The sequence below is a fragment of the Nonomuraea sp. SBT364 genome (genome assembly GCF_001083785.1).
Taxonomy (GTDB): Bacteria; Actinomycetota; Actinomycetes; order Streptosporangiales; family Streptosporangiaceae; genus Nonomuraea.
On the sequence record NZ_LAVL01000051.1, the window covers coordinates 39,458 to 51,050 of the forward strand.

10 protein-coding genes are annotated in these 11,593 nt (G+C 72.9%); 8 read left to right on the forward strand and 2 right to left on the reverse strand.

The window, feature by feature from the left end:
- The first annotated feature begins 41 nt into the window (after nt 1-41).
- Genes ADY59_RS23100 through ADY59_RS23115 form a run of 4 tightly spaced genes read left to right on the forward strand, consistent with a single transcriptional unit; the run spans nt 42 to nt 3,355 of the window.
- Nucleotides 42-944 (forward strand): glutamate ABC transporter substrate-binding protein, encoded by a 903-nt coding sequence (locus tag ADY59_RS23100; RefSeq protein WP_049565381.1) that lies wholly within the window; start codon nt 42-44, stop codon nt 942-944.
- Entirely contained in the window at nt 944-1,588 is a 645-nt protein-coding gene (locus ADY59_RS23105; protein WP_049565384.1) for an amino acid ABC transporter permease, read from the forward strand. The genes ADY59_RS23100 and ADY59_RS23105 overlap by 1 nt, the downstream gene beginning before the upstream one ends.
- Complete coding sequence (locus ADY59_RS23110) at nt 1,585-2,406, forward strand: amino acid ABC transporter permease (protein WP_049565385.1); 822 nt, start codon at nt 1,585-1,587, stop codon at nt 2,404-2,406. The genes ADY59_RS23105 and ADY59_RS23110 overlap by 4 nt, the downstream gene beginning before the upstream one ends.
- A complete protein-coding gene (locus ADY59_RS23115; protein WP_049565387.1) occupies nt 2,399-3,355 on the forward strand; it encodes an asparaginase in 957 nt (318 codons plus the stop codon). Before ADY59_RS23110 ends, ADY59_RS23115 begins: the two co-directional genes overlap by 8 nt.
- Here the strand turns inward: ADY59_RS23115 and ADY59_RS23120 are convergent.
- Nucleotides 3,330-4,796 carry an LCP family protein gene (locus ADY59_RS23120; protein WP_231618842.1) on the reverse strand — a complete coding sequence of 489 codons (1,467 nt, stop codon included), beginning with the start codon at nt 4,794-4,796 and terminating at the stop codon, nt 3,330-3,332. The genes ADY59_RS23115 and ADY59_RS23120 overlap by 26 nt on opposite strands.
- Before the next feature lie 142 nt (nt 4,797-4,938).
- Here ADY59_RS23120 and ADY59_RS23125 point away from each other — a divergent pair, with 142 nt between their 5' ends.
- Together ADY59_RS23125 and ADY59_RS23130 are read left to right on the forward strand one after the other, a co-directional pair.
- Nucleotides 4,939-5,802 carry a crotonase/enoyl-CoA hydratase family protein gene (locus ADY59_RS23125; RefSeq protein WP_049565388.1) on the forward strand — a complete coding sequence of 288 codons (864 nt, stop codon included), beginning with the start codon at nt 4,939-4,941 and terminating at the stop codon, nt 5,800-5,802.
- Nucleotide 5,803: 1 nt separating this feature from the next.
- Complete coding sequence (locus ADY59_RS23130; RefSeq protein ID WP_053175063.1) at nt 5,804-6,730, forward strand: alpha/beta hydrolase; 927 nt, start codon at nt 5,804-5,806, stop codon at nt 6,728-6,730.
- Here the strand turns inward: ADY59_RS23130 and ADY59_RS23135 are convergent.
- The gene (locus tag ADY59_RS23135) at nt 6,703-8,031 is read right to left on the reverse strand and encodes an alpha/beta hydrolase family protein (RefSeq protein WP_231618843.1); all 1,329 of its coding nucleotides are present in this window, start codon (nt 8,029-8,031) and stop codon (nt 6,703-6,705) included. The two genes, ADY59_RS23130 and ADY59_RS23135, sit on opposite strands and share 28 nt — an antisense overlap.
- A 259-nt stretch (nt 8,032-8,290) precedes the next feature.
- Between ADY59_RS23135 and ADY59_RS23140 the strand changes: the two genes are divergently transcribed.
- Entirely contained in the window at nt 8,291-9,412 is a 1,122-nt protein-coding gene (locus tag ADY59_RS23140) for an exonuclease SbcCD subunit D (RefSeq protein ID WP_049565394.1), read from the forward strand.
- Nucleotides 9,413-11,593: AAA family ATPase (locus ADY59_RS23145; protein WP_049565396.1), on the forward strand; the 2,181-nt coding region annotated here is incomplete at its 3' end.

Here is an 11,593-nt window from a genome sequence, read left to right on the forward strand (position 1 = left end):
CTTGTCTTCGATATCGAACGAAGATAGGAAGTGAGTTGGACATGAAGAGGATGGTCGCCGCGCTCGCCGTGGCCGTGTTAGGACTAGCCGCCTGCGGAGAGGCGAGCAGCCCGGCGGTGCCGGGGGCGTCGAAGAAGGCCGACGTGCTGGCCGGCGCGCCCGTGGCCGCCGCGGCCGACATCCTGCCCGGCTCCACCATGGAGAAGATCAAGCAGCGCGGCGAGCTCATCGTCGGCGGCTCGCTGGACGCGCCCCTGCTGTCCCAGCAGAACCCCGTCACCGGTGAGGTCGAGGGGCTCGACGCGGACCTGGGCAAGGCGCTGGCGACGTACATCATCGGCGAGCCCAAGGTGAAGATCGTCAACTCGGCGTCGGAGACCAGGGAGGCGCTGCTCGCCAACGGCACCGTGGACGTCGTCTTCCAGACGTACACGATCACGCCGGAGCGGGCCGAGCAGGTCTCCTTCGCCGGGCCGTACTACACCTCGGGCCTGACCATCGCGGTGAAGAAGGGCACCACCGGCATCACCAAGCCGGAGGACCTGAACGGCAAGAAGGTGCTCGCGGGCGCGAACACCCCCGCCATCCCCGCGATCAAGAAGCTGGCCCCGCAGGCCGAGATCATCACGTTCGGCAGCGACCCGGAGTGCATGCAGGCGCTCAAGCAGGACCGCGGCGTCGCCTACGTGCAGGACGAGACCCTGCTGGTGGCCAACGCGCAGAAGGACCCGTCGATCGAGATCGTCACCAAGCCGTTCACCTCGGACCCGTACGGGATCGGGCTCAAGCACGGTGACGAGGACTTCAAGAAGTTCCTCAACGATTGGCTGAAGAAGACCCAGGACACCGGGGTCTGGCAGCGGATCTGGAAGAACTCCATCGGCACCGTCGTCACCGGCGACGCGCCCGCGCCGCCGCAGATCGGCTCCGTGCCGGGGTCCTGATGTCCGTCCTGTTCGATCACCTGCCCGAGCTCTGGCAGGGCCTGATCGTCACGTTGCAGCTCACCGCCGCGTCCTTCGCGGGCGCGGCGGTGCTCGCCGTGCTCGTCACCGCGCTGCGGGTGAGCCCGGTGCGGGTGCTGCGCGCGATCGGCACCGCCTACGTGGAGGCGTTCCAGAACCTGCCGCTGCTGGTGCTGCTCGTGCTGGCGGTCTTCGGCCTGCCGGAGATCGGCATCCAGGCCGGCCTGCTGCCCACGGCCATCGTGGTCATCGCCGTGTACGAGGCCGCCTACCTGGCCGAGGCGCTGCGCTCCGGCGTGAACGCCGTGTCGAAGGGCCAGGGCGAGGCGGCGCGGGCGATCGGGCTGACGTTCTCCCAGTCGCTGCGGCACGTCATCCTGCCGCAGGCGCTGCGCACGGTCGTGCAGCCGATCGGCAACATCTTCATCGCCACCGCCATGAACACCTCGCTGGCCGCCGCCGTGGGCGTGGTCGACCTGACCGCCGCGGCCAACCGGGTCAACCTGGCCGAGGCCCAGCCCATCCCGATCTTCGTCGGCGCGGGCCTGGCCTACGCGCTGATCGCCGCGTGTGCCGGATTTGTCACCGGGCGGCTCGAACGCAGGCTGGTGATCCTCCGATGAGTACCGCGCTCTTCGACGAGCCCGGCCCCAGGGCACGCCGCCGGATCCGGGTCGCCACCGTGCTCGGCGCCGTCGCCGCGATCGCGCTCGCCGCCCTGGCCGTGCGGCAGTTCGCCGCCAACGGGCAGCTCGACGCCGCCCGCTGGCAGCCGTACGCGACCTGGCCCATGTGGCGCTACCTGCTGGACGGGCTGTGGTCCACGGCGCTGGCCGCCGTCGTCACCGCCGCGCTCGCCATGGCCGCCGGGATCATGCTCGCGCTCGGCCGGCTGTCGCACCGCCGGTGGGTGCGGCTGCCCGCCGCCGCCTACGTCGAGGTGGTCAGGACCATCCCGGCGCTGCTGCTGGTGTACGTGGTGCTGTTCGCGCTGCCCCGGTACGGGCTGGACCTGCCGCTGTTCTGGAAACTGGTGGTGCCGCTGGCGGTGTCGAACGCGGCGGCGTTCGCCGAGATCTTCCGCGCCGGCATCCTGTCGGTCGAGCGCGGCCAGACGGAGGCGGGCCTGGCCGTCGGCCTCACGCGCTTCCAGACGATGCGCCTGGTGGTGCTGCCGCAGGCCGCGCGCCGCGTGCTGCCGTCGATCGTCAGCCAGTCGGTCGGCCTGCTCAAGGACACCTCCCTGGGCTTCGTCGTCAGCTACGCCGAGCTGCTCTACAGCGGCAAGGTGCTGGCCGCCTACAACGGGCTGCTCATCCAGACGTACCTGGTCGTCGCGCTGATCTACCTGCTGGTCAACCTGTCGCTGTCCAAGCTGGCCCGCACGCTGGAGGCCCGTCAGCGGCTCGCCGTACCCAAGAGGAGACTCTCCCGTGCCTGAACTCGCCGTCCTCGCCGAGGTCGTACGCTCCGGCTTCACCGAGAGCGTCCACTACGGCGCCGCCGTCGGGCTGGACCCGTCGGGCCGCGCCGAGGTGGCGCTCGGCCCGGTGGACGCGCCGGTGCTGCCGCGCTCGTCCGCCAAGCCGTTCCAGGCTCTGGCCTGCCTGACCGCCGGCGCGGCGCTCAGCGGGCCGAGCCTGGCGATCGCCGCGGGCAGCCACACCGGCGAGGACTTCCACGTCCGGCTCGTCGGCGAACTGCTCGCCGAGTACGGACTCGGCTTCGGCGCGCTGGCCTGCCCGGCGTCCTGGCCGGAGGACGAGGCCACCCTGCACGCGCTCGTCAGGGCAGGTGGGACGCCGTCCCGCGAGCGGATGAACTGCTCGGGCAAGCACGCCGCGATGCTGGCCTCGGCCGTCGCCAACGGCTGGGACACCGCCTCCTACCTGGCTGCCGCCCACCCGCTGCAGCAGGCCGTTCGCGCCGTCACCGAGGAACTGGCGGGGGAGAAGGCCGCGCACGTCGCCGTGGACGGCTGCGGCGCGCCGCTGTTCGGGCTGTCGCTGACCGGGCTCGCGCGGGCCGTGCGGGCGCTGGTGAGCGCCGCGCCCGGCAGCGCCCCGCGCCAGGTCGCCGACGCGATGCGCGAGCACCCCGAGTACGTGGGCGGCACCGGGCACCAGAACACCGAGCTGATGCGCGCCCTGCCCGGCGCCGTCGTCAAGGGCGGCGCGGAGGGCGTGCTGGTCGTGGCGCTCGCCTCGGGTCATGCCGCCGCGGTCAAGGTGATCGACGGCAGCCCGCGCGCCACCACCGTCATCGCCCTGGACGTGCTGCGCCGGATGGGCTGCGACGTGACGCCCGCCGCCGCCTTCGCGACCGTGGACGTGCTCGGCGGCGGCGTGCCCGTGGGCCGGATCGTCACAGCTGACCGCACCCGTCCGTGAGGGCCCTGGCCGGGTCGTCCTCCTGAGGCTGGGCGGCCTTCTTCCTGGACTTCGTCGGGGTCGGGGTCGGAGTCGCGGTCGAGGTCGCGGTCGAGGTCGCGGTCGGGCCCGCCGAGGCCACCACCGGGGCGGCGCCCGTGGACTGGCGGATCTCCTTGCGCGTCAGGGTGCGGATCTTGTCCCAGTCGGGGCTGCCGGTGTTGATCAGCGGCGGCACGAACTGGATGCTCGTCACCTCGGCCTGCTGCACCTTCATGGCCAGCGGCACCAGGTGCGTGAGCATGTCACGCGGGATGTCGGTCTGGATCAGCTCCTTGGTCGCCGCCGCGACCTGGTTGAACCGGGTCAGCACCGTGGCCGGGTCCGCCTGGTCGAGCAGCGCGCCCAGCACGCAGCGCTGGCGGCGCATCCGGGTGTAGTCGTCGCTGTTGGTGCGCGAGCGGGCGTACCACATCGCGTCGGCGCCCTTCAGCTTGCGCGCGCCCGCCTTGACCAGGCCCTCGTTGTACCTGCCGAACACCACGTCCCGCTCGACGGTGAGCGTGACGCCGCCGATCGCGTCGATCAGCCGGGCGAACCCCCACATGTTGACCAGCGCGTACCAGTCGACGTCCAGCCCGAGCGTGTAGCCGATGGTCTCCATGAGCACCCGGGCGCCCTGGTGCCGCCTGCCGCCGAAGATCTCCGGGTGCGCGTCGGAGTACTCCCACACGCTGTTGAGCAGGTCGCTGCGGCCGCCGCCGGGGTCGGGAGGCAGCCGGAAGCCGCCGGGGAAGCGCTCGGCCATCGGCGTGCCCGGCTTGAACCGCACCTCCTCCAGGTTGCGCGGCAGGCTGATCAGCACCGTGCTGCCGGTGGCCACGTCGACGCTGGCCAGGTTCATGCTGTCGGTGCGCACGCCGGGGCGGTGGTCGTCGGCGTCGCCGCCCAGCAGCAGGATGTTGACCCGCTCCCGGCCGGCCCACGGGTCCTCGGGGCGGGGCGCCGGCTCGCCCTGCCGCGCCTGGGGGTCGGTCGTGGGGTTCTTGAAGATGCTGTTGATCAGGTCGCGGGAGGTCCAGGCGTACTGGGCGGTCGCGCCGAACGGCACGAGCACGGCCACGGTCAGCAGCCCCGCGACGGTGCCGGTGACGATCTGCTCGGCCTGGCGCAGCGAGCCGGGCCGCAGCACCACGAACGAGTGCACCATCATCGCGAACCACGCGACGCCCAGCACCGCGGAGCCGACCGCGGCCGTGGTGAGCGAGGCGTCGTCGACGAGCGTGCCGGCCAGGCTCGCCAGGCTGCCGGAGGTCAGCACCGTCCACAGCAGGCCCAGCAGCAGCGCCGCGTAACAGCTGAGCAGCACCAGGCCCGTCCTGCGCCAGCCCGCGCGCAGGTGCGCTGCTCCCGGAGCCAGCGCGGACAGCGCCAGCCAGCCGAGAACCTTGACGGCACCCACCCGAATCCCTCCCTGGACCACACCATCCCCGCTTCCCCGACGGCCTCACCGTAGGCCGAGATCGAGGCGGCAGCCTACGGACAAAATACGAAATCTACGTTTATGAATGAGTGAACTTCTTCGACCGAATAAGATTCGGTCCATGGCGTTCTCTGAGATCGAGTACGAGGTGACGGACCGGATCGCGACTGTCACATTGAATCGCCCCGAACGGCTCAACGCCTTCACCTTGACCATGCGCGGTGAGTTGATCGAGGCGTTCGACCTGGCCGACGCCGACGACGAGGTCCGCGCGGTCGTGGTCACCGGCGCCGGCCGGGCCTTCTGCGCCGGGGCCGACCTGGGCTCGGGCGGCGGCACGTTCGGCAGGTCGGGAGAGGGACAGGAGCTCGTCGACGGCCACCCGCGCGACGGCGGCGGCACCGTCGCGCTGCGGATCGCCCGCTCGCTCAAGCCCGTGATCGCCGCGATCAACGGCGCGGCCGTCGGCGTCGGCGTCACCATGACTTTGCCCATGGACGTCCGGCTGGCCGCCGGCAGCGCCCGGTTCGGCTTCGTCTTCGCCCGCCGCGGCATCGTGCCCGAGGCCGCCTCCAGCTGGTTCCTGCCCAGGATCGCCGGGATCGCCCAGGCCATGGAATGGGCCGCCACCGGCCGGGTCTTCGACGCGGAGGAGGCGCTGCGCGGCCGGCTGGTGTCGCGTGTGTACCCGCCGGACGAGCTGCTGCCCGCCGCCTACGCGCTGGCCCGCGAGATCGCGGACCACACCTCGGCCGTCTCCGTCGCCGCCGTCCGCCGCCTGATGTGGTCGGGGCTGTCGGCCGCCTCCCCGTGGCAGGCGCACGCCGCCGACTCCCGCCTGATGGCCGAGCTCGGCCCGTCGGCCGACGCCGCCGAGGGCGTCACCGCGTTCCTGGAGAAGCGGCCCGCCGACTTCCCGATGAAGGTCAGCCGCGACCTGCCCCCGGGCCTCCCGTCCTGGCCCGACGATCTCTATGGTGTCTAGCATGTACGAGACCACCGTCCTCCCCATGCCGCCCGACTTCGAAGGCGAGGTCGTCGCGACGCTGTTGTGCCGGCGCGCCGAGTCGTCCCGCAGGGCGGTGCTCTACGTGCACGGTTTCACCGACTACTTCTTCCAGGACCACCTGGCTGATCATTACGTCACCCGTGGCATCGACTTCTATGCCCTCGACCTGCGTAAATACGGAAGATCGCTGCTTCCGCACCAGACCCGGGGGCTCATCAGGAGCGTCACCGACTACTTCCCGGAGATCGACGAGGCCGTCCGGATCATCCGGCGCGACCACGACGAGCTGACGATCAACGCCCATTCGACCGGCGGCCTCATCACCTCGCTGTGGGCCGATCGGGCCCGCGGCCGCGGCCTGCTGCAGGGGCTCGTGCTCAACAGCCCGTTCTTCGACCTCAACGTGCCCGCCCCGCTCCGGCTGGCCGCCGACCTGCTCAAGACCCCGCTGTCCTACATCGGCCGGCCGCTGCCGCTCGGCTCCAGCAGCGCCTACGGCCACTCCCTGCACCGCGACCACCACGGCGAATGGGACTACGACCTGGAGCTGAAGCCGCACGGCGGCTTCCACGTGCACGCCATGTGGCTGGCCGCGATCCGGCGCGCGCAGCGGCGGCTGCAGGCGGGCCTCTCGGTGGACGTGCCCGTGCTCGTGCTCGCCTCCGCCTCAGGTCTGCGCGTACGCGACTTCGTACCGGAGGCGCAGTCGGCCGACATCGTCCTCGACCCCCGGCAGATCGCCCGCTGGTCCACCGCGCTCGGCCCGCACGTCACCTGCGTACGCTTCGACGGTGGCGTGCACGACCTGGTGCTGTCGGCCGAGCCGGTCCGCAAGCAGGTCTTCGCCGAGATCGACCGCTGGATGACGGCCTTCGTCTACCAGGGGAACGAGAACAGGCCGTAGTAGGCGGCCGCCACCAGCAGCAGCCCGGTGCCGCCCAGCACGCCCGCGATCGCCACGTGCTGCCAGCGGCTCGGCCGCATGCCCTCGCGCAGCCCCCACACCACCGCCGCCACGGCCGTGACCTCCTGGATGAGCATGAGCACGGCCAGCACCCGCACCACCAGCCAGCCGGCCAGCACCGCCGGCCAGGCCCCGGCCTGGTTGATCGAGAACAGCACCAGCAGCGTGATGAACGCCACCACCGAGGCCAGCAGCCCGACCCCGGTCCACACCATCTTCGCCAGCCTGCGCCGGATCGGCGGCCACAGCCGGGCGTTGACCTCCGGGGTGTGGTGACGGCCGCGCAGCCGCACCACCATCGCCGCGACCGGCCCGGCCACGTACCCGACGGCGGCCAGGCAGATCGTCAGCCCCAGCATGGTGCCGCCCGCGTACCACGGCGCGGCCGGCACGTCGCTCGCCTCGAACCGCTGCACCGGCGTCGCGCCCGCCACGTGCACCGACGGGACCGCCGTGCCCGGCAGGCCGAGGATCCAGTTGGCCATCGTGTCCAGGTAGCCGGCGGTGAAATCGCCGCCGTTGATCCGCATGGCGTGGTCGCCCCGGCCCATGAAGCGGATCGTGTACTGCTCGTTGCCCGCCTCCTTCATGGCCTTCATGAGCGCGTTGGTCGACTCCACGAACGGGATCGACGGGTCCGTCGTGCCGTAGAAGGCCAGCACCGGCTGCGTGATGCCGTCGAGCGCGGGCTGGGCGTCGTAACGCAGGAAGTCGAAGCCGACCACGCCCATCGCCCGGGTCAGCAGGTCGCGCACGCCGATCGGCGCGCGCAGCCGCAGCAGCTGCTCGTTCAGCGCCCAGGCGACCTGCCTGAGGGGGGAGACGTTCGGCGACGACACCAGGATCACGAACCCGACGCTGTCGCTCTTGGCGGCGGCGATCGGCACCACCCAGCCGCCCTCGCTGACGCCCCACACGCCGATGCGGGAGGGATCCACGTCGGGGCGCGTCTTCAGGTACTCCACCATGCGCAGCGCGTCGTCGGCCAGGAGCCCGAAGTCACGGTCGCGGAAGTTGTAGCCGACCGAGCGCTTGTCGAAGGCGAGCGTCACCACGCCCGTCATGGACAGGAACTCCGCCTGCGGCTCGAACTCCGTCCGCGACCCGTTGCCCGACCCCGACACGAACACCAGAGCCGGATAACGCCCCGGCGTCAGCGGCGCCCGTACGGTGCCCTCCAGCGTCTGCCCCTCCGCCGGGATCGAGATCTCCTCCTCGCCGTAGAGCGAGGAGGCGTTCACGCGGCGCAGCTCCCCTGAGGGCTGCGGCGGCAGCGCACGTAAAGCGGCGTCTACCTTGAGCGGCGGCGGGTCGAACGCGGGAGGCAACACGTAACCCACCGATGCGAGAACCACCAGTAACAGACCGGCGGCAACGCTCAAAGTGCCACGGCCAGACCGCATCGGCCTCCCCATGTGCGTTGGTTTGCCCGCTGATCTTCCAGCCTACTCCCAGCCGGTGTGGCTCCATGTGTCGGTGGGGCCTGTTAGCTTCCTGGGAATGCGGATCCTGCACACCTCCGACTGGCACCTGGGGCGCTCGTTCCACCGCGAGAGCCTGCTGTCCGGGCAGGCGGCGTTCGTCGACCATCTGGTCGACACGGTGCGCGCCGAGGAGGTCGACGTGGTCGCCGTCGCGGGCGACGTCTACGACCGGGCGCTGCCGCCGGTCGACGCAGTGGCGCTGTGCAACGAGGCGCTCGGCCGGCTGCGTGACGCCGGAGCCCGGACGATCCTCATCAGCGGCAACCACGACTCGGCCCGGCGGCTCGGGTTCGGCGCGTCGCTGTTCGACGCCTCGGGGGTCCACCTGCGCACCGACCCCGACCGGGCGTGGGAGCCGGTGCCGGTCGGCGACGTGGCCTTCTACGGCATCCCCTACCTGGAGCCCGAGCTGGTGCGCGGGCCGTGGGAGCTGGCCTCGCGCGGCCACACCGCGGCCATCGCCCACGCCATGGACCGGGTCCGCGCCGACGCCGCCCGCCACCGCCACTCCGTCGTCCTGGCCCACGCCTTCGTCACCGGCGGGCAGGCCAGCGACAGCGAGCGCGACATCAGCGTGGGCGGCGTCGCGCACGTCCCGCTCACGGCGTTCGAAGGGGTCGGCTACGTCGCGCTCGGCCACCTGCACGGCCGCCAGCGGATGTCGGAGACCGTCCGCTACTCCGGCTCCCCGCTGGCCTACTCCTTCTCCGAGGCGGGCCAGGTCAAGGGCATGTGGCTGGTCACGTTCGAAGACTCTGGCTTCACGGGCGCCGAGTTCGTGCCCGCGCCCGTGCCCCGGCCGGTCGCCGTGCTCCGCGGCCGCCTCGACGACCTGCTCACCTCGCCCCGCTACGTCGACCGCGAGGATCACTGGCTGCAGGTCGTCCTCACCGATCCCGTACGCCCCCGCTCCGCCATGTACCGGTTGCGCGCCCGCTTCCCGCACACGCTGGCCCTCTCCTTCGACCCCGAGGGCGACCGGGCCGCCCCCGCCCCGGTGCGCCTCAGCGGGCGGCCCGAGGCGGAGGTCGCGCTCGATTTCGTCAGGGAAGTGCGCGGCGAGCCTGCCGCACCGGACGAGGAAGAGCTGCTAAGACAGGCGATCGAAGCATCCCGGGCAAAGGAGACGATGGCGTAGATGCGGCCGCACCGGCTCTCGCTGACGGCGTTCGGCTCCTTCCCCGGGGCGGAGACGGTCGACTTCGACTCCCTGGCGGAGTCCGGCCTGTTCCTCATCCACGGGCCGACCGGCGCGGGCAAGACGACCGTCCTCGACGCGCTCTGCTTCGCCCTGTACGGCCAGGTCCCCGGGCAGCGCAACAGCGCCCGCAGCCTGCGCTGCGACCACGCGCCGGCCGGCACCGGGCCGTCGGTCACCCTGGAGGTGACGCTCCGCGGCCGCCTGCTGCGCATCCGGCGTTCCCCGGCCTGGCTGCGGCCCAAGCTGCGCGGCAGCGGCCACACCGAGGAGAAGGCCAAGGTCATCGTCGAGGAGCGCACCGGCGCCGCCTGGTACGGCCTGACCACCCGCGCCGACGAGGCCGGCGACCTGGTGGGCGGGCTGCTCGGCATGAACGCCGACCAGTTCTGCCAGGTGGCCATGCTGCCGCAGGGCGACTTCGCCCGCTTCCTGCGCGCCTCCGGCGACGATCGGCACAAGCTGCTCGGCCGGCTCTTCACCGTCAAGGTCTTCACCCAGGCCGAGTCCTGGCTCGCCGACCACCGCAAACGCGCCTGGCGCGCGCAGCAGGAGCTGCACCAGCAGGTGGCCTACTCGGTGCAGCGCCTCCACGAAGCCGCCGGCGACCTCCCCGGCCCGCCCGGTTCGCCCACCGCGGTTGATCCGCCCGCCGTAGGCGGCCCGCCTGCGCCGGAGGACGATCCGGTCGAGTGGGCCGGTGCGTTGCTGGGGGCGGCGGAGGCCGCGGTGCGTGACACCGGTGAGCGGCACGCGGAGGCGGAGCGGGCGTGGCGGGCGGCGGGAGCCCGCTTCGAGGAGGCGTCCGCGCTGGCCGACCGGCAACGCCGGCACGCCGAGGCCCTCACCCTGCGCCGCACCCTGGACGAGCGCGCCGAGGAACGCGCCGAGCTCCAGGCGATCCTCGACGACGCCGCCCGCGCCGACCGCGTCGTTCCGCTGATCATGGCCGCCCGGCAACGCGCGGAGGCCGCCGCCAAGGCCCGCACCATGGCCGCCGACGCCCTCACCCGCGCCCACCCTCTCCTGGCGGCCACCGATCCCGGCGCCCCCACGTGGGTGGAGCCCGAGCGGCTCGCCCTACTGGAGAGGCAGCGACAGGCGGAGAGCGCCCGCCTGTCGGAGCTGCTCACCGAGGAGGCCCGGCTCCTGGTCGTACGCCGTGACCTGAGCAGGGTCGAGGCCGACCTGGCCACGCTGGCGCGCGACGACGAGGCTGCCGGCGCGCGCCTGGCCGAGCTGCCGGGGCTCACCGGACAGGCCGAGGCGGAGCTCGCGCGGGCCCGGGCCGACGCGGCCAGGATTCCCGCCGTCGAGGCCGTACGCGACGCCGCCGCCGACCTGATCGGCGTCGACGGCGAGCTGGCCCGGCTGGCGGCGGAGCTCGACGGCCTGACGGAGCTGGAGGCCGAGGTGGCCGCCGCCGAGGCCGAGTTGCCCGGCCGGCTGGCCGACGCCGCCGCCCGGCTCGATGGCGTACGGGCCGGGACGGCGGCGATCCCGGCGGCCTCGGCCGCGCTCGACGCGGCCACGGCGACGCTGGCGGCGGCCCGGCGGCGCGACGCGCTGGCGGCGGAGCTGGAGTCGGCGGCGGCCCACCACCAGACGCTGGTCGACCGCGCCCAGGGGCTGCGCGAGCGGTGGCTGGACATCCGGCAGGCGCGGATCGAGGGCATGGCGGCCGAGCTGGCGCGCGACCTGTCCGACGGGCTGCCGTGCGCGGTGTGCGGCTCCGACCACCACCCGCATCCGGCCTCCCCGGCGGCCAGCGCGCCTTCCCCGGACGACGAGCTGGCGGCCGAACGCGATCACGAAGTCGCGCTCGCCGACCGGGAGGCGGCCGAGCGCTCGCTGGCGTCGCTGGAGTCGCGGCTCGCCGACGCCGAGGAGGCCACCGGCGGCCTCGACGTCCCCGACGCGGAGGCGGCGGCGGCTCATGCGGAGGCCGAGCTGGCGCGCCTGCACGCGGTCGCCGACCGGGAGCCGGCGCTGGCCGCCGAGGTGGAGCGGGTCGAGGCCGAGCGTGACTCGGTCAGGGACCGGGCCCGCGAGATCGGCGAGGCGCTGGCCGCGCACCGATCCCACACCACCCCCCTGCTGGCCGAACGCGCCCGCCACCCC

Excerpts from the sequence above, each read along its gene's own strand:
- ADY59_RS23100 (WP_049565381.1), top strand. The coding sequence starts at position 42 with ATGAAGAGGATGGTCGCCGCGCTCGCCGTGGCCGTGTTAGGACTAGCC.
- ADY59_RS23105 (WP_049565384.1), top strand. The coding sequence starts at position 944 with ATGTCCGTCCTGTTCGATCACCTGCCCGAGCTCTGGCAGGGCCTGATC.
- ADY59_RS23110 (WP_049565385.1), top strand. The coding sequence starts at position 1,585 with ATGAGTACCGCGCTCTTCGACGAGCCCGGCCCCAGGGCACGCCGCCGG.
- ADY59_RS23125 (WP_049565388.1), top strand. The coding sequence starts at position 4,939 with ATGGCGTTCTCTGAGATCGAGTACGAGGTGACGGACCGGATCGCGACT.
- ADY59_RS23130 (WP_053175063.1), top strand. The coding sequence starts at position 5,804 with ATGTACGAGACCACCGTCCTCCCCATGCCGCCCGACTTCGAAGGCGAG.
- ADY59_RS23140 (WP_049565394.1), top strand. The coding sequence starts at position 8,291 with ATGCGGATCCTGCACACCTCCGACTGGCACCTGGGGCGCTCGTTCCAC.